Here is a 24,241-nt window from a genome sequence, read left to right as displayed (position 1 = left end):
GTTTCCTACTATAACTTTCACCTGCAACAAGCAAAAGAAACTAGTTAAAATAGGCTATCTACAACAATCTGTTCAAAAAAACAGTAAAACGAAAGTTACTCGAAGGGAGACGGATCGCCCGTGCCATGTCGCACAATTACCGGCGTGTCTTCCGACAAATCAACCACGGTAGTGGGCTGCTCACCAATGTAACCACCGTGAATAATAAGCCCTACTTGCTTTTCTAAGTTGTCGCGAATGACATCTGGGTCTGATTCAGCCATGGTATTGCCTGGCAAAATCAAGGACGTAGACATCAATGGCTCGCCCAGCTCCTCCAATAATGCAAGTGCAATGGCGTTATCGGGCACGCGAATTCCAATGGTTTTACGTTTAGGGTTTTGCAAACGCTTTGGTACTTCGCGGGTCGCTTTCAACACGAAGGTGTAACGCCCTGGTGTGTTGTTCTTAATTTGCCTGAACGCCGTGTTGTCTACCTTTGCGTAAATTGATAGCTCAGACATGTCTCGACACATTAAGGTAAAGTTGTGATCTTTATCGATTTGACGAATACGACACAACTGCTCAAGCGCCTTTTTGTCTTCCATTTGGCAACCTATGGCGTAGCCTGAGTCTGTCGGATACACCACCACTGCTCCCTCTCGAATTAACTCACAAGCCTGACTAATTAGGCGCTTTTGCGGGTTGTCGGGGTGCACATAGAAAAATTGACTCATAATTACTTCCTTTTCTTAAACGCGCAGAACGATACTACTTTGCCAACGAGGTAAGTGTCTGTCCACTCGTAAAGCTTGCTGGTTAAGCTCGTTGGTTAAACTCGTTGGTTAAATTAGCTTTTGAGCTTTTTACCAACCAACTCTCGGCATTTTAAGTAGCTATAGCGCTCATCAACCGTACGTGAACCATTTGCCTTACCTTGCCCATTTATACCGAGAGCGTTGCAAATTAGATTGCCTTAGCTCTCGGCCATCTGCCCTTCAAATTGTTTCCAATTATGCCATACGGGTGTGAGCTTACTGCTAATGCCGAGGTTCTTACCCAGCTCAGTCCAACGAGACGGAAAGTGAAAATCAGAGCCCGCCGATGCTAACAACTGATGGGTTTGTGCAAGCTCATTAATAAGCTCTTGTTTGGTTTTATTAATACCTGGAAATGCGGTTTCAATGGCGTCACCACCAGCTTGTTCGAACAAGGCCACTAAGCGCCGTAGCCACTTCGCTGTCATATCATAATGAGCGGGATGAGCCAGTACAGCTTGTCCACCTGCATCGTGGATCCACTCGATAGCCGTTTCAATACTTGGCCACTCTGCTTTAACTGCAGCTCGTTTGCCTTTGCCAAGATACTTTTTAAACGCGGCGTCCATACTTGGCACACCGTAGTTGTTTACTAATACGCGCGCAAAGTGCGCCCGTGTCACCTGGCCAACGCCCGCTAGCGCTTTTGCTCGCGTTAGAACACCTTCAAACCCACACTTTTCGAGCTTATCAGCAATTTTTTCAGCTCGGGCTTCTCGGGTTTGAGACTGGCCTTGCAGCCGCTCAAGAAACGTTGGGCAGTGTCTGTCCACATTTAATCCAACTACATGGATATCGAAACTGTGCCAAGTGGTGGAAATTTCAACACCATCAATAATGGTTAATGCACGTTTTTGCTTCGATTGGGTAGCATGTGCTTCTTCCAAACCGGCTACCGTATCGTGGTCGGTAACGGCAAGCGCATCCACCTGCATGGTGTGCGCACGAAGGATTAACTCTTCTGGCGTTAGGTGGCCATCAGAGAATTTTGTATGACTGTGTAGATCTATTTTCAATGTCTTATGCAAATTTTAGGTTGACACAAAGGGCAATTTGTTTTCTTCTATACACATAAAGTATACGTACTAACCGCTTCAAATCCTATTGAAGTTTGGAAAAACAACGAGTAATTCATGCATTCATACAATGTTTCAACAGCAATGACAGTTGCAGCTTGGTGGTGGCACTCCCTAACTTAACGGGCGGTGTGCACTGTAGTGCGTGAATGAATACACATAAAGGCCCGTTTATACGGGCCTTTTTTTTGTCTTTTTGCAGTTGGAGAGTAGCAAAAATGAGTTTAGCGGAACTGGGGATTTCTCCAGGTAAGGTAGAGACAATTGAGCAGGTGGGACACTATGTCGATGATCCACTTGCCGCATTTACCCACCTTTGTGACAATAAAAATAACGCATTGCTTTTAGAGTCGGCAGAAATTGATTCTAAAGACGATTTACAAAGCTTGTTAATGGTTGACGCAGCACTGCGCATGGAATGCCGGGGCAACCGCGTTGAAGTGAAAGCACTGACAGGCAACGGCGCTTCAGTGTTACCTTTATTTGTTGACCACGCCCCTGACGGCCTACACATCAAAGAAAGGACAGACACTTCAATTACGATGGTATGTGATGAAGCCGACGGCGAGCTTGACGAAGACAGCCGCTTAAAGGCAGCAAGCGTAATGGACGCGCTTCGCATTGTTATCAATAAGATTACGCCAATCCGCCAACATCCCCACGCGGTTTTCTTAGGCGGTGTATTTGCCTACGACATGCTAGCAGGCTTTGAAAAATTACCTGACGTTGCAGAAGGTGAAAATGACTGTCCCGACTTTGTGTTTTACCTGGCAGAAACTTTAATTACCGTTGACCACCAAACCCGCGAGACCCATTTAATTGGCAGTGTTTTTAGCGGACAAGACGTTGCCCAGCAATACTTTGCCATTGCGCAGCGCTTAGAAGCCATTCATCAGCAGCTACACGATATGCCCGCTGAGCCCGTACTAGTGGGTGCAAAGACAGTAAGAATTACTGATGTAGAAAGTGAAGCACAAAGCGGACAGTCACTTTCTTCTTTTGACCCAAGCGTTGAAGTGAGTGTTGATTTAAGTGATGAACAGTTTTGCAACCATGTGTTGGACTTAAAACAGCACATTTTAGCCGGCGACATTTTTCAGGTTGTGCCCTCGCGCACATTCTCTCTCCCCTGCCCGTCGCCACTACTTGCATACGCTAAACTTAAAGAATCAAACCCAAGCCCTTACATGTTTTACATGCAAGATGCCGCTTTCAGCATATTTGGTGCCTCTCCTGAATCAGCGCTTAAATACGAAAGAGAAAGTAATCAGGTAGAAATCTACCCTATCGCCGGTACCCGTCCACGCGGCAAGCGCCCTGATGGCAGTATCGACAGAGATTTAGACAGCCGTATTGAGCTTAACCTTCGCGAAGACACCAAAGAAAAGTCTGAGCACATTATGCTGGTTGACCTTGCCCGAAACGATGTGGCAAAGGTGAGTCGCCCAGGGACGCGCTATGTGAAAGACTTGCTAAAAGTTGACCGTTACTCACACGTGATGCACTTGGTGTCGCGCGTGGTTGGCCAGCTACGTGACGACTTAGATCCACTGCACGCTTATCAAGCCTGCATGAACATGGGCACCCTGGTTGGCGCACCAAAAGTAAGCGCTGCGACGTTAATTCGCGAAGTAGAGAAAAAACGCCGCGGCAGTTATGGCGGCGCGGTTGGCTACTTGAATGGTCAAGGCGACATGGACACTTGTATAGTCATTCGCTCAGCGTTTGTGAAAAACGGCACGGCTTATATTCAAGCGGGTGCAGGTGTAGTATATGACTCGGTTCCACAAGCTGAAGCTGATGAAACCCGCGCTAAGGCACAAGCGGTAATTGGTGCAGTAAAAGCAGCGCTACAAGAAGAAGCTGAAAGTATCAACGTTGCATTAAATGAAGGAGGCGACGCATGAATCAGCAAGTGACCACCCTATTTTTGCTCGACAATGTAGACTCATTTACCTACAACCTTGTGGACGAACTGCGCACCTTAAACCTAGACATTAAGGTCTATCGCAACACGGTTTCAGCAAATGCTCTGTTTGAAAGAATGCAGGAACAAGCAACGAAAGGCCCAGTGCTTCTTATGTTGTCACCAGGTCCAGGCGCACCAAGTGAAGCCGGCTGTATGCCTGAGCTACTTAAAAAAGTACACGGTGTGTTCCCCGTAATTGGTATTTGTTTAGGCCATCAAGCTATTGTTGAGCATTACGGCGGCACCGTAGGTCGCGCCAGCCAAGTTATGCACGGCAAGTCTTCTGCTATTACCCATTCTGAAGACGCCATGTTCAAAGGCTTACAGCAGCCCTTACATGTAGCACGCTACCACTCTTTAGTGGCACATTCATTGCCTGAAAACCTTACTGTTTGCGCATCTACAATAAACGATGACGGCAGTGAGGCCGTAATGGCAGTTTACAACAGCGAAGATCGCATGTTGGGTTTCCAATTTCACCCAGAATCTATTTTAACAGCCCACGGCAGTTTGCTGTTAAAGCAAAGTATTGACTATTTAACGTTACAGGGAGCGAACCATGCTTAACGCAGGCCCTCTACTAGAACAAATTATGTTGCGAGAATCACTGTCGCAAACCGAAGCATACAGCTTGTTTAACAGCATCATGCACGGTGAGCAAAGCGAAGTGATGATTGCTTCAGTGCTGACTGCGCTGAAAATGAAAAAAGAATCTCCTAGCGAAATTGCGGGTGCAGCGAGTGCCATGGTTGCCAATGCACTGCCCTTTCCCACACCGTCTTATGAGTTTGCAGATATCGTTGGCACAGGCGGTGATGGCCACAACACCATTAATATTTCCAGTGCAGCCGGTGTAGTTGCCGCATCTTGTGGCGTGAAGGTGGCGAAACACGGTAATCGCAGTGTATCGAGTAAGTCTGGCTCTGCTGATTTGTTTCGCCAGTTTGGTCTTAATTTAGAAATTAGCCCAGAAACATCCCGCAAGTGCTTAGATGAAGCAAATTTCACATTTCTTTTTGCACCGGTTTATCACGCCGGTATGCGCCACGCAGCCCCCGTGCGCGCTGCGATGAAGACCAGAACCTTATTTAATATACTGGGGCCGCTGGCAAACCCGGCGGGTCCAACTCACGGCGTTTTCGGCGTATACTCGCCTGAACTGCTTGAACCTTACGCAAAAACCCTTATGCTGCTTGGCCAACACCGCGCAATGATAGTGCATGGCGATGGCTTGGATGAACTGGCGCTTCACGGCGAATCAATGATTTACGACCTTGAGCACGGCGATATTCGCAAGCTTACCGTTACCGCTAAAGACTTCGGTTTACCTCATTATCCTCTTTCCGCGATTGAAGGCGGTGAACCTGAAGAAAACAGACAATTTGTTGAAGCAGCGCTAAACGGCGAAGGTAAAGAGGCGCACCGTGCCGCTATCGCCATGAACTGCGGGGCACTGCTGAAAGTAACCGGCAAAGCCTCAACCTTCAAAGAAGGGGCTGAAATGGCGATGAACGCTATGGCGGAAGGGTTACCCATGCAGTTATTAACGAAGGTTGCCAAAATTACTCAGGAGGTAAGCACGAATGGCTAATGTGCTTGAGAAAATTGTTGCAGACAAACGAGAAGAAGTGGCCGCACGCAAAGAAGCACTGCCGCTAGAAAGCTTCAAGGCGAATCTAGTTTCTTCCAAAAAGAGTTTATTTGCGGCACTTAGTGAGCCAAACGCAGGCTTTATCTTCGAATGCAAAAAAGCATCGCCTTCAAAAGGCCTTATTCGAGAGCATTTCGATTTAGACGAGATCTTAGCAGCTTACACGCCTTATGCTGCCGGTATTTCTGTGCTGACAGACGAGAAGTACTTCCAAGGTAAATTTGAGTACTTAGCTTATGTTACTGAGCGTGTTGCTCAGCCTGTGCTTAACAAAGATTTCTTCGTTGATACCTATCAAGTGTATTTAGCCCGTCACTATAATGCTGATGCCGTGCTTTTAATGCTTAGTGTGCTAAATGATGACGAATATCGCGAGTTGGCAAGCGTTGCCAATGCTCTGTCGTTAGACATTCTTACCGAAGTAAGTAATGAAGAAGAAATGGAGCGCGCTATTGCTCTTGAAGCCAACATCATTGGTATCAACAATCGCAACTTACGCGACCTTTCTACCGATTTAGCGACCACAGAACGCCTTGTGCCCATGCTTGAAAAAGCCACGCACGACTACGTGGTTATTTCAGAGTCGGGCATATACACACACCAAGACGTACTTCGTTTAGCGCCTGTATCCCAAGGCTTTTTGGTGGGCAGTGCGTTAATGGCCGAGGCTGACCTGCCGCGCGCAGTAAAAACGTTAGTGAATGGTGCAGTTAAAGTGTGTGGGCTTACCAGCCCCCAACAAGCACAAATAGCATTCGATAAAGGCGCAAGCTTTGGCGGGCTTATCTTCGCTGAAAAATCGCCACGCTGTGTGAGCGAAGCACAGGCTTTGACCATAACACAAAGCGTTGACGTTGCTTTTGTTGGTGTGTTCGTTAATCACGACATTGATGAAGTGGCATCACTCGCCGCCTCGCTCAACCTTTTTGCCGTGCAGCTTCACGGCAGCGAAGATGACACCTACATTTCAGCGCTTGCTGCCAAGCTTCCAGAAGGTTGTGAAATTTGGAAAGTCGAAGGTGTTAAAGCAACCTCTTCTGGCGCACTACCAGACGCAGTGGACAGACACTTAAACAATAGCCTAGTAAGCCGTGTTCTTCTAGATTGCCAAGTGGGTGATGCCAAAGGCGGTACAGGCGAAGCGTTCAATTGGCAGCTATTAAACGATATCGAAGCGAAGCATAAGTTAGTGCTTGCTGGCGGTATTAACGCCCAGAATGTTGCAGAAGCTATTGCAACCGGCTGTGGTGCTATTGATGTGAATTCAGGCGTAGAAACCGCACCCGGCGTGAAAAGCGAAGAAAAACTCGACGCGCTTTTTGCCATTTGCCGCCGTTACTAATTTAAATACAGGACAACGTAATGAACCAGTTAGATACAAAATTTGGTGAATTTGGTGGCATGTACGTGCCCGAGCTACTTATTCCAGCACTAGACCAACTGGAAAAAGCATTTTTGGATGCCAAGGACGACCCGACATTTAACGAAGAGTTTTTATCTCTGTTAAAAGACTATGCCGGTCGCCCCACATCAATGACGTTAACTCGCAATCTGGTAAGTAACCCAAAGGTAAAATTATACCTAAAGCGTGAAGACCTACTACACGGTGGTGCACACAAAACTAACCAGGTGTTAGGCCAAGCGCTGCTGACTAAGCGAATGGGTAAAAAAGAAGTGATCGCCGAAACAGGCGCAGGTCAGCACGGTGTTGCAACCGCGTTAGCATGTGCGTTGTTGGGGCTTAAAGCGCGTATTTATATGGGTGCGAAAGACGTTGAACGTCAAGCGCCAAACGTGTTCCGTATGAAGCTGATGGGCGCAGAAGTTATTCCTGTGAATGCCGGTTCTGGTACGCTTAAAGATGCCGTAAACGAAGCCATGCGCGACTGGTCGGCAAACTATGATAAAGCGCACTATTTGTTAGGCACAGCCGCGGGCCCACACCCGTTCCCGACTATTGTTCGTGAATATCACCGTATGATTGGTGAAGAAACTCGTGCACAAATTATGGAAAAAGAAGGTCGCTTACCTGACGCCGTAGTAGCATGTGTGGGCGGGGGCTCAAATGCTATCGGTATGTTTGCAGACTTTATTGATGAGCCATCTGTACGCTTAGTGGGCGTTGAGCCTGCGGGTAAAGGTGTGCACACCAAAGAGCACGGCGCTACTATCGTGACGGGTACAAAAGGTATTCTTCACGGCGCTTACACCTTCATCATGCAAGACCAAGAAGGCCAGATCGAAGAGAGCTACTCAGTATCTGCTGGTCTCGACTACCCTGCTGTTGGCCCTCAGCATGCTTATCTTCACGACATTGGCCGAGCGGAATACGTCGCCGCCACCGACGAAGAAGCGCTGAACGCATTCCAATTGCTTGCAAGAAAAGAAGGTATTATTCCTGCCCTTGAATCGTCGCATGCCTTAGCGCACGCGCTTAATATGGCAGATGAAGCGGAAGAAGAAACCATCATCGTAGTTAACTTATCAGGTCGTGGCGACAAAGATTTAGCGCACGTTATCAACATTTTAGGGGACGATTTATAATGGATAGATATGCACAGATGTTTGCCGGCCTTGATGAAAAGAACCAAGGCGCTTTCGTACCTTTCGTAATGGTAGGTGACCCCGATTTAGCGCAATCTGAAGCCATTATTTGCCAGCTAGTAGAAAGCGGTGCTGACGCACTTGAGTTAGGTATACCTTACTCTGACCCCATCGCCGACGGCCCCACAATCCAAGCTTCAGCCATTCGCGCATTAAGTAATAAGGTGACGGTAGCAGATTGCTTGGGCGTTATTTCACGTGTTCGCGCAAAATATCCTAATGTGCCTATCGGCTTATTACTTTACAGCAACTTAGTAATGGCACAAGGCATCGAAAACTTTTACGCCAAAGCGCAAGACGCGGGCGTTGATTCAATTTTGGTTGCAGACGTTCCTATTCGCGAAGCAGCACCTTTCCAAAAAGCAGCCGAAGCCACTGGCATTTCACAAATTCTGATTGCACCACCTAATGCTACTGATGAAACCATGGAAAAAATCGGGGAATACTCGAAAGGTTACACGTATTTGCTGGGTCGTGCGGGCGTTACTGGCGCAGAAACTGCCGCAAACGTGCCTGCTTCAGAGCTTATTGAGCGCTTGAACAAACACAAAGCAGCGCCAGCATTGTTAGGCTTTGGTATTTCTACACCGGAACAGGTTAAATCTGCTATTGACGCAGGTGCCGCTGGCGCAATTTCAGGCTCGGCGACAGTGAATATTATCGCAGCCAATTTATCGGACAGTCACAAAATGCTAAGCGAGCTCGGCAGCTTTGTTGAAAACATGAAAGCAGCTACGGCAAAAGGATAAACGTATGCTATATATGATTTGTGCAACCGATGTGGCGGACAGTCTAGAAAAACGCCTAGCGGCGCGACCTGCTCACCTTGAACGTTTGAATGCATTAAAAGATGCGGGCCGTTTAGTTATGGCAGGCCCCTTCCCTGCTGTAGATAGCCCAGATCCTGGTCCAGCCGGATTTACTGGTTCGCTAGTAGTAGCAGAGTTTGATTCACTAGAAGCTGCTCAAGCATGGGCAGAAGCCGACCCGTACATCGAAGCTGGTGTTTATGAAAGTGTTGTAGTTAAACCTTACAAAAAGGTTTTGCCTTAACTTTTTAAGCTAACTTCTAATATTAGTTAGCAATACATATTTACTTAAGCGAAAGCCCCTGAAAGCCAGATTACTCTGGTTTTTAGGGGCTTTTTTGTTTGATTGACTGTGATGAAGTGAACTTGCGTTGATTGTGGACAGACACTCGTTCACTAACCGACATATCGAAGCTCATTGTGTGCGTTGATTGTGCAATCCCTTGTGGACAGACACTCGCTCCTCTGAGTAAGTCTCCTAACGCCTCCAAGCTTCGCCATAAAATTGTCCCAAAATGCTGCGTTTAAAGTTCGACCTTCTCGTGTTCACCCATCTCTTCTGGCTTTACCGTTTTACCAGTGAGCATTTTAAACATGCCTTTTAGCGAAGGATCTGCATCCCACACTTCTGCATCTATAAGTTCAAAGCGAAGCATTAATAAAGAAGGATCATCTTTACCTTTCTCGAACCAGGCTTCTACTGGATTAGACCAGTATTTATCAATCACCTCTTTACGTGATTCAACAGTGAGGTTGCCTCGGATACAAGCAAATACATCATGACCTTTAGATGCAAAATGAACCATGGCTTTTCCACCTTTAGCAATGCGGTTGTCTCGACTAGTGTAAAACCAAAACTCGCTATCAGCGTCTTTATCAAGTTGGGCGTACATAGGCTCGGCATGCATATCCTCGCCTACCAGACTTACCATTACTTTTGGACTATCTGACATTGCTTTCCACATTGTTTTCTTAATATCGCTAGACATAGCTCCTCCTTGTTGAAAATAAGTGTCTGTCCGACGTTACTATTGAATGGAACAGTTGAACAAAACACCTTATTTTCATTTTATTGATTCATCTGAAGCTTATGCCTCGCACGTGGCATGCCAAAAAAGTCAATATCATCCCGCACAGCTGCCAAAAGAGTTATTGAGAAACGTAAGCTCTTCACTACACACTAGTTAGGTACAGCTTTGGACACACACTCATACATCCATATGAGCGTTGAGAACTAATTTACAAAAACCGTGGACAGTCACTCGTTTGCACAATAAACATTGGTCCCCCTTAATAACAATCAACAAAGTGGACAGACACTTTTTCAAAGTAGGAGTAAAGATTACTCAATATGACTTACTAACTAGAGCACTTAAATATATGCGTCACTTTGAAGCTTAGAAATAGACTTGTGGACAGACACTCTCATTTTGACTTCCGGCCTCTTAGCAACTAAGTGTCTGTCCACAATATTTGCTCTTTCGTAAATGCCATTTACTTAAGGCTTATATACAGCTTTTGCTCCGCAAGGTAGACTAAACCTAGTTCAGAATGGGTTCAGTTAACCAAGTTATACTTATCTGTAGTTTGGCCTGAGTGGGATAATAATTGTGAGGTTGTATGAAATTATCGCTTCGTGTTGCAGTAGTTTGTTTAGTGTTAGCTTTGTCTAACACAGCGCCAGCTTTGGCGTTTCAAGACTCTGGCGGCGATATATCAAAAAGCGAAGCTGCTGATCGTGCTCGCGTTGCTGTAAATGGACGCGTCTTAAAAGTTGAACAGACCTCAAAAAACTACCGGGTAAAAGTACTTAAAAAGTCAGGGCGAGTAGTATCAGTAGACGTAGACAAACGCTCAGGCAAGGTAAAAACAAATAAAGATAAGGATTAACATGCGTATCCTCGTAGCCGAAGACGATAGCAGATTATTAACCCAACTTGATGCGTTCCTTCAGCAAAATGGCTATAGCGTAGACCTCGCAGATAATGGTGAGCACGCGCTTTTTCTCATTAGAGAATATAGCTATGACTTGGCTATCGTCGACATCGGCATGCCAAAGCTAGACGGATTTGAGGTTATACGAAAAGCCCGTCAAGCTGATATTTCCTGCCCTATACTCATTTTAACTGCCAGAGATAGGTGGCAAGAGAAAGTAGAAGGCCTTGATGCCGGAGCCGATGACTACCTTACCAAACCCTTTCATAACGAAGAGTTACTTGCTCGAACAAAAGCACTAATTCGACGAGCTTCAGGACAAGCGAACCCAACCATTCAGTTCGGCCCTATCTCGCTGGATACCGTTAGTGAAGAACTATCGTTAAACGGTCAAGCTCTGGATCTAACAGCTTACGAATACAAAGTCATGGAGTACCTTATGCTTAACCCGCAAAAGGTCATCTCAAAAACAGAGCTAACCGAGCACATTTATGACCAAGATTTTGATTTAGATAGTAATGTTATTGAGGTTTTCGTGGGAAGACTGCGGAAAAAGCTGGACCCGACCGGTGAGTTAAAGCCAATCGAAACTCTTCGAGGTAGAGGCTATAGGGTAAATAGAAGTTTATGAGGCAATTGTCGCTACGTCTTCGGAGTATCTTTCTAGCGATTGTTCTTCTAGCGTTATTTGCGCCCTTTACTGTTGTCATTTTAGACGAGGCATATACTGATAGCCTTACGCAAGCCAAGATGAGTGAGCTTAGGTTGATGAACTTAGGTCTGTTATCGGCTTTCGAGTTAGATGGCGACCTGCCCTATATGCCTGAAATTTTATACGAAGAGCAGTTAAACCTTCCGGGATCAGGTTATCTTGGCATGATTGTGTTTCGAGACGAAGTAATTTGGCAGTCAGCCTCAGCTCTTGAATATACCTTTGCACCACCTGAGATAGACGTTGCAGTCGGTAACGAGTTATTTTTGGATTCTCATACACCTAAGTTTGAAGAAGATTCCGAGTTTTTTGTATACGCCTTTACTGCGGAATTTGCTTCAAGTAGAGACTTCGAGCCTGTTCGTTTTTATATATTTAACAATAAAGCACTTTTTGAAGCAGAGCGGAATACATTCTTAGACACGACGTGGCAGTGGATTTTCACGCTCTGTATAGCGCTCCTAATTTTTATTATTATCGGGATTAGCCTAGTACTTCTTCCTGTTAGGAAGTTAATTGACGAAATTTCACAAGCCTCAAGTGGACATAAACGCCAGTTAGAATCACGCTATCCCGTTGAATTCGATTCCTTAAAACAATCCATTAATGGTTTGCTTCAAACTGAGGCCGCCCAAAGGGCGAGATATAAAAACAGTTTAGGAGACTTAGCACATAGTTTGAAGACGCCTTTGGCAGTAGCATCGGGCACTAGCGATTTACCTACTGAGGTAAACGAAGCATTACAGCAAATTGACCGAATCATTAAACGCCAGCTGAAAAGAGCGAGTGCTGGAAAATCTGGCTGGCAACAAGCTATCTATATATTACCCATTTTGCACAAGCTTGCCGATGCAATGGACAAGGTCTACCAAGATAAAGCCCTTACTATAGAGTTTGAACTGGATGAGGATACTCAGTTTAAAGGAGACGAGACCGACTTCATGGAACTATGTGGCAACCTTCTAGACAATGCATGCAAAGCAGCGACCAATAGAATTATCGTATCAGCGTCGAAGCGTGCTGGTTGGCTAACAATTAAAGTAGAAGACGACGGCCCTGGTATTCCTGACGACAAAAAAGTGCTTTTGTTAGAGCGAGGAACTCGACTTGATACCTATACAGAAGGCCATGGAATAGGCATGGCGTTGGCGGCCGATTTAGTTTCAATCTACGAAGGTAGAATGCTCATCGAGGACAGTTCGCTTGGCGGTGCTCGTATCGTTATTCAATTTCCCAATCACGAATAGTGCTTTAAAAAGTACAACGAAGTTTGTGTATGACCGTTAAATCCTTGAGCTTTCAATTGCTCAAGTATGAAAGTGGACAGACACTTGAGTTCCTACAAAAATTTGGTGCGTATGGAAAGTGGACACACACTTAATCTTGCCCAAAAGTTTGGGGCAGACAGACACATTCTCAATTGACTGTTTAGCTAGAGACCAATGAGAGATTTTTTTAAATCGATTGAGTGTCTGTCCACTATCGACTTTCACAAACAAGTGTCTGTCCACTTTCTACTTCCACTAAGTTACGACGCAGACTTCTCACCTTCACTCGATAACAGCACAGCAAGCCACTTGCTCTCTTCGCGAGACTCTAATGCTATTTTTACCACCATGGTTAACGGAACTGAGAGCAACATTCCAACGGTGCCTAGCAGCCACCCCCAAAATATTAACGAAAGGAATACCACGAGCGTAGAGAGCCCCATGCCCTTACCCATCAATCGAGGTTCCACCATATTACCCATGATGGTATTAACAAGCACAAAGCCAAGCGCTGCAAAACCTGCTGAGGCAGGCCCAAGTTGAACAAAGGCTATCAACACTGCGGGCACAGCAGCGATAATTGAGCCAATGTTAGGAATAAAGTTGAGCATAAACGCCAACACAGCCCAAAGCATGAAATGATCTACTCCCATCACATACAGCCAAATACCAATAATCAAACCTGTCCCTAAACTGACCACAGTTTTTATCGCTAAGTAACTGTTCACAGAACGAATAAATCTGTCGATATGCTTTAGTTTCATTCCAGGATCGGCAAGGGCAATATGTAACCGGCGGGGAATACTGTCTGCTTCAAAAAGCATGAAAATGACAGTAAGAAGAATAAGGAAAAGGTTTGAAAGTACGCCGCCCATTCCGCTAATGAAATTTGTTGCTACAGACATAGCCGTTGCTGGATCAAGGTGCGAAGCGATTAACTCTCTATTGATGTGAATATTAAATTCAGCCAATTTGGACACAACCCAGGCAAACTCTGTATCAAGCTTACTTCTATATTCTGGCAAATTTTCTCGAAACTCGGTCATAGACTGGCCAACTAAGCCAGCTAAAAGAAAACCAAAAACAACGATAAGCAGTATAACAAAAGTTATAGAGAGCCATTTAGGCACGCCAAATTTCGAAGTCCAACGTATTATTGGGCTACACGCGATCGCTATAAAAATAGAGAGAAAAAACGGTACCATGATCGTACTGGCGGCTTTAATACCAGCCATTACCACTACTAAACATGCTAAAACGATTAGAATTTTTGCTGTTGGCGAGCGTAGTTCCATTGACATTTTGTGCTACATTCCTGACTGAAACGACAACACTTTACAACGACTTATAAACAACTACAAACAAGAGACTTCAATGAACTTTAATCTTGCCACTATTAAAATTAAAAACTTAAGACTACGCACATACATCGGCATCAATGAAGATGAAATAAAAAACAAGCAGGACGTTGTTGTTAACGTGAAAATTGATTACGACGCTGAAAAAGCGACGAACACCGACGATATGAGTGATGCGCTTAACTATAAAACGATTACAAAGGCAATCATCAAGCTTGTAGAAGACAACCGTTTTTCTCTTCTGGAAAAACTTACCGCCGATGTGCTAAGCATTGCCGCAGAACATTCTTCGGTGCGCTACGCTGAGGTTGAGGTCGATAAGCCACATGCCCTTAGATTTTCTGATTCCGTGTCCCTGACACTATCTTGCAATAAGACGGGATAAGGTCATACCTCGAGGAGCTAATTGTGAACATTCTTTTGACCGGTGGAACAGGGCTGATAGGAAGCGAATTTATTCGTCAATATTCTCGAGAACATGAATTTACGGTGATTTCTCGCGACTTTACAAAAGCAAAGAGCAAATTGGGGGATAACGTCAAAATCGTAGAGAACGTTTCTTCGATAGAGAATTTTGAAAGTTTCGACGCAGTAATTAATTTAGCTGGTGAGCCTATCGCCGATAAGCGCTGGACAGACACTCAAAAGAAAATAATTTGCAATAGCCGCTGGGACATCACTTCTGAGCTAGTCTCAAAAATAAATAGTTGTGATGCGCCTCCGCCTGTTTTCTTATCGGGCTCCGCGATTGGTTACTACGGCAATCAAGGAGACAAGCTTGTAACTGAAGAAACTCCTCCTCATAACGAGTTCACCCATGAACTGTGCGCTAAATGGGAGACTATTGCCCAAAGTGTAGATCAAGCTAAGACACGTGTCGTAACGCTTCGAACTGGTGTAGTTCTCACCGAAAAAGGCGGAGCGTTAGGGAAAATGGCACTACCGTTTAAATTGGGAGCCGGAGGTACACTTGGGAGTGGTAGTCAATATTTGGCCTGGATCCACTTACAAGATATGGTGCGTGCTATCTCGTTCTTGCTCGAGAATAGTGCATGTTCTGGTGCATTTAACTTAACGGCACCGGAGCCTGTCACGAACAAGATGTTCTCTAAAGCGCTCGCAAAATCACTTAACCGACCTTGCCTGTTCAATGTCCCGGGCTTTGTTATGAAAGTAGCCATGGGCGAATCATCGACGATGATACTTGAAGGGCAAAGAGTCATTCCTCAAAAGCTCACTACCGCCGGTTTCAGTTTTGACTTCCCTTCTATCGACGAGGCGCTAAGAGAAATATATCGCGCATAGTTGAATTACTGAAATTCGTTATGTGCCTTGTGGACAGTCACTTGAATTGCTGAGCAAGTGTGTGTCCACATTTATTGCACAACATTATCGCGAGGCATGCTGCTTAGTCACAGACCTCAAAAACTTCTATCCACTCTCAAACCAGAGCACTTCTCAAACTCTTCGCGAAAACCATTCTTTTGTAATTAGTGAACTTTGCTGTGAAATGCACAGTGGACAGACACTCATTTGAATTGAGTGACTGTCCACTGCCCTTAATCTAAACGGCACTTAACCGAGTGTCTGTCCGTTTTGTATTCGTTTTGTATTCGTTTTGTATTAAAGTGCACTTTAAACTAACGCAACAATACTTAAACCATATTCCGCAGCATCTGACTGGTATTAAGTGTAAGCAAACGCCAGCATCCAAACGCACCTAATATGCCTACAACGATAGCGCCAACACTTGGCGCTATTGCCCAGTATTCTGGGTGTAAGCTTGCTTCCATTTGAAATACGGAAGTTTGGAGTAAATAAAGGCTTAACTCATTGGCCATTGCTGCCATAAAGCCTGCTACCACACCGATAATAACAAACTCAAAAATTACACTTTTTCTTATCAACGCCCCCTTTGCACCGAGCGTTCGAAGTATGGCTATTTCCTGTCTGCGTTCATCCATGCTCGCCTGTACTTGAGCAATCAATACCAGACTGCCCGCTAACAATACCAGCACCAAAATAAATTCAACGGCAACAGACACCTGATCAACAATTTCTCTCAATTGATTAATTCGAGCATCAACGTCGAACATAGTTATTGATGCAAACGGCTTAAGTAGGTTGGTTAACTCAGCCTTTCTCTCGGTAGGAAGGTAAAAACTAGTAATATAAGTTGGGCTAAATGCAGCCATCGCCTCGGGGTGAATGACGAAGAAGAAGTTGGGCTGCATGGTTTGCCAATTCACCGTACGGATACTGGTTACTTTCGTTTCGACAATCTCGCTGCCCACATTGAAAGTAAGCCGATCGCCCATCTTAATGTTCAACCTTTCTGCAACGCCTTCTTCAACGGAAACCGGGAACCATCCTTCGCTGTATTGTTTATCCTCATCGCCGTGCCAGTTCCCATCAATAACCTCGTTTTCTTTTTGAAGCGTATTACTCCAAGTTAGGTTCGCTTCTCTGCCTAAACCTCTTCGGCCTTCTCGATTCGGCTCATCTTCTTTAGAAACCTCGGTGTTTACCCCTTCTCCATTTACCGAAACAAATCGACCTCGGATGACAGGATAAAACTCTTCGATATCTACCCCGTTGTCAGCGAAGTGTCTGTCCAACTCGGGTTGAATATCCGGCGTAATGTTAATTAAGAAGTAATTTGGTGTACCTTCGGGCAATTGCGAGCGCCATTGCGAAACCATATCGTTACGCATTACCAGCACCACTAAAAGCAACATAATGGTGACGGAGAAGCTAATAAGCTGCACGCTGTTGTCCATTGCACGTCGCTTAATACGTGCCCATGCCAACTGCCACGCCCCCATTCTTCCACTGCCCAACTTGCGTCCCACAGCAATCAAGATGTATGTAGCGCCAAGCAGTCCAAGAACCAGCGCAGCGCCAGAAACGAAAAGAATTGCGCTAATTTTTAAATCACGGCTATACATCCACATCAGTAAGAATATTGCACCACCGGAAGCCACGAACTGAATGCTTCTGGAACGTAAATTCGCTGATATGTCCTTTCTTAATACGCGAAGCGGGGGAACTGAAAAAAGCTGCAAAAGCGGATATAAGGAAAAAAGCAATGCACACGTAGCGCCTGTAGCAACGGCGATTAAAAGTGGTCGCCAATGCCACACATCAAGAGATACATCCACCCTATCCGCTACTAGTGAAACCACCACTTGCTGACCGATAAAACCAATAACGAGGCCGATAAATATACCAAGCCCAGTAATGAATAAAATCTGGAACAAATAGACTTTCCGAATGGTGCTGCTTGTTGCCCCCAAGGTCTTCATTATTGCCACAGGGTCAAAGTGACGTTGAGCATAACGCTGAGCAGCAACGGCAATGGAAACTGCTGCTAGTACAATTGCTAACAAGCTTGCTAACAGAAAATAGCGCTCAGCACTTGCGACAGAACGCCCTATCGCTGACTCGTCATCTTCGACTGTCCGCCACGAGTGTAAGTCGTCATTTAATTGGGGCAATAACCAGGTATTGAAACTTTCTATATCACCCGCATCACCGGCAAAAAAGCCCACATAACGAGCGCGACTTCCTGGCCCGGTTATCGCAGTTTTTTCCAAGTCATCTAAGTTAATCAGCGCAATAGGGTCAGTATTAAACACGCTAAAACCAGCATCTGGAATATCTACCAGCACATGGGTGACGGTAAAAGTTCCATCACCAATTTCGATACTATCGCCAATAGAAAGCCCTAAACTTTGAAAAAGTCTAGACTGTACCCATGCTTCGCCAGATTGTGGTAACCCTGCGGTAGCACGTTTTTCCCCGAACGGCTGGTCAGTAATATTGACTGTCCCTTTCAGTGGATAAGCTTCATTCACAGCTCGCAAATCAACAAGCGACATCTCGTTGCCTTTAAACACCATTGAGCGTGTTGCCACCTGCTTTGCCGTCTCAAGGCCCTCTTCTTGGGCTCTAGCCAACCACTCTTCGTTTATAGGGTCGTCTGAGCGAAGTTGAGCATCTGCTGCAATGAAAGCCGCAGACCGAGACTTTAGTGCGCCTTGTAAACGCTCACTGAAAAGAGACAGCGACAACACCGCGGCCACAGATAGCACAATAGCCAGCAATATGATGGTCAGTTCACCACGTCTAGCCTCATGCTTGAAAAGCCGCCAAGCTAAATTAAAAGACGTCGACATCTAAACCGCCTCTTTCTTATTCATTGTGTTCGCGCCAGTTGTTTCAACTAATTCGCCAGCATTCATAGTGAGTTGCCTGTCACAATGTTCCGCAAGCTCGTTATCATGAGTTACGAGTACGAGAGTTGTGCCTTTTTCTCTATTCATCTCGAACAACAGCGTTTCGATTTTTTCACTGTTTTTGGCGTCTAGGTTGCCGGTAGGCTCATCGGCGAAAAGTATTTTGGGAGAGGTAATAAATGCTCGCGCTATGGCAACGCGCTGTTGCTCGCCCCCCGATAACTGGTTAGGAAAATGATGTGCGCGATGTTTTAAACCAACTTGCTCTAGAATATCCAAAGCTAGTGCTTTCGGGTTATCAAGCCCTGCAATTTCTGCAGGTAGCATCACATTTTCTAAGGCAGTTAAGCTTTGAACTAACATAAAGCTCTGAAAAATAAAGCCTACTTTATTTCCTCTTAAAATCGCGCGCTCTTCTTCATTCATGCTGTGAAGTGCTTCACCGTCTAAGAAAATTTCCCCTTCTGTAACTTGGTCAAGCCCTGCCAACAAGCCCAAAAGGGTTGACTTACCCGAGCCTGACGCGCCAATAATGGCAACGGACTCACCAGACTTGACTTCAAAAGAAATAGAACGAAGGATCTGCAGTGAACCTTCACTCGTATCCACTACTTTGGTTACAGCATTAGCTTTTATCATAAGAGGTCATCAATTCGTGTTTGTTAAATTTCGTTATTTGTTCGCTTTTTTACTTATTCTTTTAATACCCTTTCAAGCGCTATCAGATCAAGCTGAGCAGAGCGACACAAGCGAAAATGCGGTTTTACTTATCTTAGGTGACAGTTTATCCGCGGCTTATGGATTACAGCAACATGAGGGTTGGGTCAGTTTGTTACAAAAGATGTGGCAAGACGACAACATTCCGATTGATATTGTAAATGCTGCGGTAAGCGGAGAGACCACTGACGGTGGTTTAGCGCGATTTCCTCGTTTATTAGAGCAACACAATCCTACCCATGTATTGATTGAACTGGGTGGTAATGACGGCCTTCAAGGGCACAATATCGGTAAGATTAAGGATAATTTAGACTCTCTGGTAACCGTTGCAAAGGAGAGTAATGCCGTAGTGTTTCTACAAGAAATGCAGATTCCTTCTAATTACGGTAAGCGCTATACGCAAATGTTTACACAAAACTTCAATAAAGTAGCGGAAGCTCAGGACGTGCAAAAAATCCCCTTTTTCCTTGAAGAAATAGCGCTAAATAAGGACTTAATGCAAAACGATGGTATTCATCCAAATGCTGAGGCGCAGCCTTTGATCGCTAGTTTTATGGACAGACACTTAAGAAGTTTAATTCTTGGCGCTCAATAATTGTGCTAATCTTATTGAGTGATTTGTTAAATGCGAGGTTTGTTTATGGACGCTTCTTCTGTTAATTCGTCTCCCGTTTCCACTGTCTTAGAATCGCCTCAGCGACCTACTCAACAGGTTGAGCCCCGTAATGTGCAAGAAAGTCGCGAGACTCAGCCCCAGAGCACACAGCAGACCTCAAGTTCTAACGATGGGCGTGTGGGTTCTAGGGTTGATGTATACGTTTAAATTCTCTCTTATTGAAAACTGTTAGGGACAGACACTCGCTAAATAAGAGTATCTGTCCTTTTTCCTTTTAGTCTATTTGACGCAACGATGGATTTTATCCGTTGTGAAGCTCGAGTGTCTGTCCACGATTTTCATTTCTATTTATCCAACTTCGACTGATACTCATGATGAGGTAGAAATGAATGAGCTCTGATTTGAAGTAACCGTCCCTAAAACTGTCCCAAAGACCACTTAAAATTGACGCCGTAAATCTCATAATGTCAATAAATAACTATGGGATACGGATATGCCTCTACCTCGTTACAAGCAAATAAATACTGATGTTACACCTTATTACCACTGCATTTCCCGCTGCGTGAGGCAATCTTACCTTTGTGGTCGCGATGCCCGCACTGGCATAAACTATGAGCATAGAAGAAAGTGGATTCAAGACAGGCTCCATAAGCTTTCTCAAGCTTTTGCCATCGACCTATGCGCCTACGCTGTTATGCACAATCACATTCATGTGGTATTACATACAGCAAAAGGCAGAGCTGAAGGCTGGACGATGGATGAGGTCTTGCTTCGGTGGAGGATGTTTTATAAATGCCCGCCCGTAGTGCAGCGATATTTAGAAAACTTTGATTCTGTAACGTCAGAAGAACTTGCTGAATTGAAATCATTATCTGTTTTATATCGAGAGCGACTTCAAAGCATCAGCTGGTTTATGCGTATGCTCAATGAATATATTGCTCGAAGAGCTAACAAAGAAGATGAATGTAAGGGCTATTTCTGGGAAAGAAGGTTTAGGTCACAAGCTATACTCGATGAGAAAGCACTGGCCAGTGTAATGGCTTACGTCGATTTAAATCCCATTCGAGCAAAAATAGCGACGACGCTAAGCAACTCTCACCATACTAGTATCCAATATCGGTTGAATGCCAAACGCTCGAATAAAACGCCTAAGTTTTTGATGCCCTTTAGCGATAGTCACCACAAGAACACCGTGCCGTTGCCCTTCGCATTTACCGATTATTTGCAGCTTATCACTGATACGATGAATGCAGAGAGTAATAACGATACCTGCAAAGTCCCAAAGCTTCCCAACCGCTTGCTAAGTAAGCTTGGAATGACAAATGAGAACTGGCAGCTAGTAACTAGTAATTTTGAAACACTTTTTACTGGGCCTGTCGGTTGCCCCGAGATGATGGAGAATTTCGCCAGATGCTGCCAAAGGGCATGTCGCCCAAACGTTGCAAATGCTCAAAGGTATCTGTCGTGAACCTCTAACGCCATTGCAAAAATGCTTGGCTACATATCGGCTTGGCGTGCAAGCACATCAACAATGTCCTGAGATTTCGTTAGGCGCCTTATGTCGTTGAACAGAACTTCAGCTTCAGGGTATTGTCTTTTCAGATAGCCGCACCATTGCTTAATTCGGTTGGGGTAATATTTGCCCTTATCACCAAAAATTTCGTAGCCAGAGTACTGAATCAGCAAAGCAGCCAGTTCAGACCATGGCATAGGTGCTATACCCTCTTTAATACTCAGCGCCAAATTAGGCATTGCCAATGCACCTCGTCCAATCATAAGGTTGGTACACTCTGATTGGCTCTGACATCGCTGAGCGTCTTCAGCATTCCAAATTTCACCATTTGCAACAAGTGGAATATCGGTGTGTTGTTTTATCTTCGCTATCCAGTCCCAATAAGCCGGTGGTTTATATCCTTCCGTTTTGGTCCGCGCATGAACAACGAGCTCAGAAGCGCCCGCTTCAGTAATAGCTATAGCATTCTCGATAGCTAAAGATTTGTCTTCAAAACCTAGTCTGATTTTGGCTGAAACTGGGATTTTTGCAGGAACAGCATCCCTTACAGCTTTCACAATGTCATAAAGGGTTTGGGTTTCTTTCAACAACACCGCCCCGCCCTTACTTTTGTTAACTGTTTTGGCAGGGCAACCAAAATTTAGGTCAACACCAGGAGAGCCCAGCTCTATCGCTGTTTGTGCATTCTCTGCAAGCCACTGTGGATGTTGTCCTAATAATTGAACTCGGACAGGCACACCTGCCGGAGTTTTGCCTCCATTGTTAAGCTCAGGGCAAAGTCTATAAAACGTTTTCTTTGGTAACTTTTGATCGACCACTCTTACAAATTCAGTAACGCACTGATCGAAACCACCCACGCGAGTGAGCATATCTCTCATTAAGTGGTCGACAACGCCCTCCATAGGGGCAAGCATTACTTTCATTGCAAACGTCTCAGATTAATAGAACATAAAATTGGCGCGGGAGTTTAGCAAAAAGCACTTATATCAGCCAGGCTTTGATACTTAGTTTTTCAACTTCTGTGACTGTCTACTTAAGGTGCATTTAAGGTGGTTTTAAATTGCAGCTGTTTAAATTTAGTAAGTGTCTGTCCGCAAGACACTTTCTCTAGACACTTTACTTCATGTGGGAGTGATGCAGGCTTCTAATTCTATACGAATAGAAAAGCTTGTGTGTCTGTCCATATGTAGAAAGTTCTTGATAGAAGTTCGCACTTAGCCTATTTACGAGGCTGTGACTGGGTAGCGGCTTCCTTTTCTAAATTTTCAAGGCGAGTGAATACGGCCTTCTTTTGATTATCAGTGTATGTCCGCCAATTAATGATTTCTTCAATCGTACGTTTACACCCAATGCAAATGTCGTCTTCGCTTAATTTGCACAAAGCTACACATGGGGAAATCAAGTTCATAATACTTCTGTTTTATCTAAACCGTCTTTTTTACTGTGTGCTCGTGACGCAGCAATAGCCGCCATAGTAGTTTCAGATAGTTCTTTATTTGACCATAGACAAACATGGCAACCAAAACGCGACTCAAGATATGAGGAAAACTCAGTGTCTGTCCCACAATCATATCTCACCAAATTTTGTTTTTTGCCGTCGTAGATAACCGCAGAATAAGTAAACACAAAGAGCCTCCTAAAAAAGAGGCTCAAATATACATCTAGACGTCTAAACGTTCAAGCGTCTATTTTACATAATCGAGAGCAGCGCAAATCGCCGCTACCTGAGCGTCATTACAGTTTTTGGGTGTCGCATTATCGCTATCTGGATAAACTTCTGTAGTTGTAACGTATTTGGCATCTGTCATACCTCCGCAAAGATACAACGCTTTTTTGTCGTAGCAAATTACTCCTTCACTCACCACATCTGCACCTATAATCTTTCCGTTTTCATCGGCTGGTGCGATATGCGTTACTTTCTTAACCGCTTCAATAACGGCTTTTTGAAACTCTATTTGTGGACTGGGAGTATTAGCAACCGTATAGAAACCATCAGGAATGTTCCAATTGTCATGAGTAACGCCATCCCGCGCAGCTAGCGCTGGCCTAAATTCACTGTTGTCCGTATCCGTCGTTTCATGTAAATCAATATGGAGTGTTAGAGGTAAGGCTAAATCCGACACCAATTTCATAAGCTGAGCAGACTCAGGAGCTGGCGAGTCTTTGTAAAATGAGCGATTTGGGTCTAACGCCAACGGGTTCCATCGATTTATCGTCTCATACCCCCAAGGACTTACACATGGAACAACAACTATGTTTAGTTGCTCAGCGTACTGAGACAGTTTTGTTTCTATAAACTGGAGAGCTCCCTGCACGCCACTGGTTTCATAGCCGTGAACTCCACCTGTAACAAGTGCAGACGGCTTATTAGCATCAAAACTCTTTGGAATTACAGCATATAGTGGATAGCGAGCAGTGTCATAAGGAAGTGCGCCGTACTGCTTTAAATCAAAACCTTCAGGAATAATTTTAAAGAGTTTTTTGAGGACTTCTTCTTGATAACTTCTTTTCGCATTCTGCCGTCCTTTCCATTGGGCTTTTTCTTCTTCGCCCCATGGCTTACCTGGAGTTCCAATTGGATAATTCTGCATATATCACCTCTTTTGTATTTTAGAGATCATAACAGTTCATCAAGCTCACGTATCTATCACACATAAGTTTCTTAAAGGGTTGTGACATGAGTTCTTTACGCATTGAACCTCTGAAAAGTACTTGCGCGAAGGCGTTGACGCCTCTTTGTAAGAATTGCAAATTCCGATGAAAATGATCGGTGTATGTCCAGGTAGATGGTTTAAAGAGGGAAAGAAGAGTGTCTGTCCACTGAAGCTTTCTTAAAACGGCTTTGCATCTATTTGCTTATAGATTTAATTGCAGTGTCTGTCCACAAAGTTTCCACAAAGTTTTAAGCCAGAAACAAAAAAACCAGCCGAATGGCTGGTTTTTTCGATATGGCGTCCCCTAGGGGATTCGAACCCCTG

General features: G+C 44.8%; 24 protein-coding genes. 14 read left to right on the top strand and 10 right to left on the bottom strand.

The window, feature by feature from the left end; all coding sequences use genetic code 11:
- Positions 1-95: 95 nt before the first annotated feature.
- Together ACX5KA_RS20045 and ACX5KA_RS20040 are read right to left on the bottom strand one after the other, a co-directional pair.
- Positions 96-716, bottom strand: a complete 621-nt coding sequence (locus ACX5KA_RS20045; protein ID WP_014948946.1) for an L-threonylcarbamoyladenylate synthase — start codon at positions 714-716, stop codon at positions 96-98.
- A 239-nt stretch (positions 717-955) separates the two neighbouring features.
- Positions 956-1,813 (bottom strand): PHP domain-containing protein, encoded by an 858-nt coding sequence (locus ACX5KA_RS20040; protein WP_039216287.1) that lies wholly within the window; start codon positions 1,811-1,813, stop codon positions 956-958.
- A 278-nt stretch (positions 1,814-2,091) separates the two neighbouring features.
- On the opposite strand from ACX5KA_RS20040, the gene ACX5KA_RS20035 reads away from it, so the two are divergent.
- Genes ACX5KA_RS20035 through ACX5KA_RS20005 form a run of 7 tightly spaced genes read left to right on the top strand, consistent with a single transcriptional unit; the run spans position 2,092 to position 9,150 of the window.
- Positions 2,092-3,780, top strand: coding sequence for an anthranilate synthase component 1 (locus tag ACX5KA_RS20035; RefSeq protein ID WP_458732043.1), 1,689 nt, complete (start codon positions 2,092-2,094; stop codon positions 3,778-3,780).
- Positions 3,777-4,409 (top strand): aminodeoxychorismate/anthranilate synthase component II, encoded by a 633-nt coding sequence (locus ACX5KA_RS20030; protein WP_101563971.1) that lies wholly within the window; start codon positions 3,777-3,779, stop codon positions 4,407-4,409. Before ACX5KA_RS20035 ends, ACX5KA_RS20030 begins: the two co-directional genes overlap by 4 nt.
- Positions 4,402-5,433: an anthranilate phosphoribosyltransferase gene (gene trpD / locus ACX5KA_RS20025; protein ID WP_039216290.1), complete on the top strand. Its 1,032-nt coding sequence runs from the start codon at positions 4,402-4,404 to the stop codon at positions 5,431-5,433. Before ACX5KA_RS20030 ends, trpD begins: the two co-directional genes overlap by 8 nt.
- On the top strand, positions 5,426-6,835 hold the full coding sequence (trpCF, locus tag ACX5KA_RS20020) for a bifunctional indole-3-glycerol-phosphate synthase TrpC/phosphoribosylanthranilate isomerase TrpF (protein ID WP_458732042.1): 1,410 nt from the start codon (positions 5,426-5,428) through the stop codon (positions 6,833-6,835). The genes trpD and trpCF overlap by 8 nt, the downstream gene beginning before the upstream one ends.
- 20 nt (positions 6,836-6,855) lie before the next feature.
- On the top strand, positions 6,856-8,037 hold the full coding sequence (gene trpB, locus ACX5KA_RS20015; RefSeq protein WP_269916202.1) for a tryptophan synthase subunit beta: 1,182 nt from the start codon (positions 6,856-6,858) through the stop codon (positions 8,035-8,037).
- On the top strand, positions 8,037-8,846 hold the full coding sequence (gene trpA / locus ACX5KA_RS20010; RefSeq protein ID WP_458732041.1) for a tryptophan synthase subunit alpha: 810 nt from the start codon (positions 8,037-8,039) through the stop codon (positions 8,844-8,846). The genes trpB and trpA overlap by 1 nt, the downstream gene beginning before the upstream one ends.
- Before the next feature lie 4 nt (positions 8,847-8,850).
- Entirely contained in the window at positions 8,851-9,150 is a 300-nt protein-coding gene (locus ACX5KA_RS20005; RefSeq protein WP_025254698.1) for a YciI family protein, read from the top strand.
- Positions 9,151-9,430: 280 nt separating this feature from the next.
- Here the strand turns inward: ACX5KA_RS20005 and ACX5KA_RS20000 are convergent, their stop codons facing one another.
- Positions 9,431-9,895: a pyridoxamine 5'-phosphate oxidase family protein gene (locus ACX5KA_RS20000; RefSeq protein WP_334018649.1), complete on the bottom strand. Its 465-nt coding sequence runs from the start codon at positions 9,893-9,895 to the stop codon at positions 9,431-9,433.
- Between the two features lie 631 nt (positions 9,896-10,526).
- Here ACX5KA_RS20000 and ACX5KA_RS19995 point away from each other — a divergent pair.
- Genes ACX5KA_RS19995 through ACX5KA_RS19985 form a run of 3 tightly spaced genes read left to right on the top strand, consistent with a single transcriptional unit; the run spans position 10,527 to position 12,800 of the window.
- Positions 10,527-10,796: a PepSY domain-containing protein gene (locus tag ACX5KA_RS19995; RefSeq protein WP_039216294.1), complete on the top strand. Its 270-nt coding sequence runs from the start codon at positions 10,527-10,529 to the stop codon at positions 10,794-10,796.
- Position 10,797: 1 nt separating this feature from the next.
- Entirely contained in the window at positions 10,798-11,472 is a 675-nt protein-coding gene (locus ACX5KA_RS19990; protein WP_458732040.1) for a response regulator transcription factor, read from the top strand.
- Positions 11,469-12,800, top strand: a complete 1,332-nt coding sequence (locus ACX5KA_RS19985) for an ATP-binding protein (protein WP_039216296.1) — start codon at positions 11,469-11,471, stop codon at positions 12,798-12,800. Before ACX5KA_RS19990 ends, ACX5KA_RS19985 begins: the two co-directional genes overlap by 4 nt.
- Positions 12,801-13,081: 281 nt before the next feature.
- Here ACX5KA_RS19985 and ACX5KA_RS19980 read toward each other — a convergent pair whose 3' ends face one another.
- Positions 13,082-14,122, bottom strand: a complete 1,041-nt coding sequence (locus ACX5KA_RS19980; RefSeq protein WP_014948934.1) for an AI-2E family transporter — start codon at positions 14,120-14,122, stop codon at positions 13,082-13,084.
- A 73-nt stretch (positions 14,123-14,195) separates the two neighbouring features.
- On the opposite strand from ACX5KA_RS19980, the gene folX reads away from it, so the two are divergent.
- On the top strand, positions 14,196-14,564 hold the full coding sequence (folX, locus tag ACX5KA_RS19975; RefSeq protein ID WP_012517852.1) for a dihydroneopterin triphosphate 2'-epimerase: 369 nt from the start codon (positions 14,196-14,198) through the stop codon (positions 14,562-14,564).
- A 23-nt stretch (positions 14,565-14,587) separates the two neighbouring features.
- On the top strand, positions 14,588-15,484 hold the full coding sequence (locus ACX5KA_RS19970) for a TIGR01777 family oxidoreductase (protein ID WP_318485112.1): 897 nt from the start codon (positions 14,588-14,590) through the stop codon (positions 15,482-15,484).
- 350 nt (positions 15,485-15,834) lie between these two features.
- Here the strand turns inward: ACX5KA_RS19970 and ACX5KA_RS19965 are convergent, their stop codons facing one another.
- Entirely contained in the window at positions 15,835-18,357 is a 2,523-nt protein-coding gene (locus ACX5KA_RS19965; RefSeq protein WP_458732039.1) for an ABC transporter permease, read from the bottom strand.
- Complete coding sequence (locus tag ACX5KA_RS19960) at positions 18,358-19,056, bottom strand: ABC transporter ATP-binding protein (RefSeq protein ID WP_458732038.1); 699 nt, start codon at positions 19,054-19,056, stop codon at positions 18,358-18,360.
- Between the two features lie 16 nt (positions 19,057-19,072).
- Between ACX5KA_RS19960 and ACX5KA_RS19955 the strand changes: the two genes are divergently transcribed.
- Together ACX5KA_RS19955 and ACX5KA_RS19950 are read left to right on the top strand one after the other, a co-directional pair.
- Entirely contained in the window at positions 19,073-19,729 is a 657-nt protein-coding gene (locus tag ACX5KA_RS19955; RefSeq protein ID WP_458732037.1) for an arylesterase, read from the top strand.
- A 514-nt stretch (positions 19,730-20,243) separates the two neighbouring features.
- Positions 20,244-21,218 carry a transposase gene (locus ACX5KA_RS19950; protein ID WP_458732036.1) on the top strand — a complete coding sequence of 325 codons (975 nt, stop codon included), beginning with the start codon at positions 20,244-20,246 and terminating at the stop codon, positions 21,216-21,218.
- A gap of 29 nt (positions 21,219-21,247) precedes the next feature.
- On the opposite strand, the gene dusC is transcribed toward ACX5KA_RS19950, so the two are convergent.
- The 4 genes from dusC to ACX5KA_RS19930 all read right to left on the bottom strand — a co-directional run bounded on the left by dusC (position 21,248) and on the right by ACX5KA_RS19930 (position 23,854).
- Positions 21,248-22,186 carry a tRNA dihydrouridine(16) synthase DusC gene (gene dusC, locus ACX5KA_RS19945; RefSeq protein WP_458732035.1) on the bottom strand — a complete coding sequence of 313 codons (939 nt, stop codon included), beginning with the start codon at positions 22,184-22,186 and terminating at the stop codon, positions 21,248-21,250.
- Between the two features lie 296 nt (positions 22,187-22,482).
- A complete protein-coding gene (locus ACX5KA_RS19940) occupies positions 22,483-22,671 on the bottom strand; it encodes a DUF1289 domain-containing protein (protein ID WP_458732034.1) in 189 nt (62 codons plus the stop codon).
- Entirely contained in the window at positions 22,668-22,889 is a 222-nt protein-coding gene (locus tag ACX5KA_RS19935; protein ID WP_039216303.1) for a hypothetical protein, read from the bottom strand. Before ACX5KA_RS19935 ends, ACX5KA_RS19940 begins: the two co-directional genes overlap by 4 nt.
- Before the next feature lie 59 nt (positions 22,890-22,948).
- Positions 22,949-23,854 carry a M14 family metallopeptidase gene (locus ACX5KA_RS19930; RefSeq protein WP_458732033.1) on the bottom strand — a complete coding sequence of 302 codons (906 nt, stop codon included), beginning with the start codon at positions 23,852-23,854 and terminating at the stop codon, positions 22,949-22,951.
- Positions 23,855-24,241: the final 387 nt, after the last annotated feature.

This window comes from Alteromonas alvinellae, from assembly GCF_902705805.1.
This window is presented reverse-complemented; position numbering and strand designations above follow the sequence as displayed.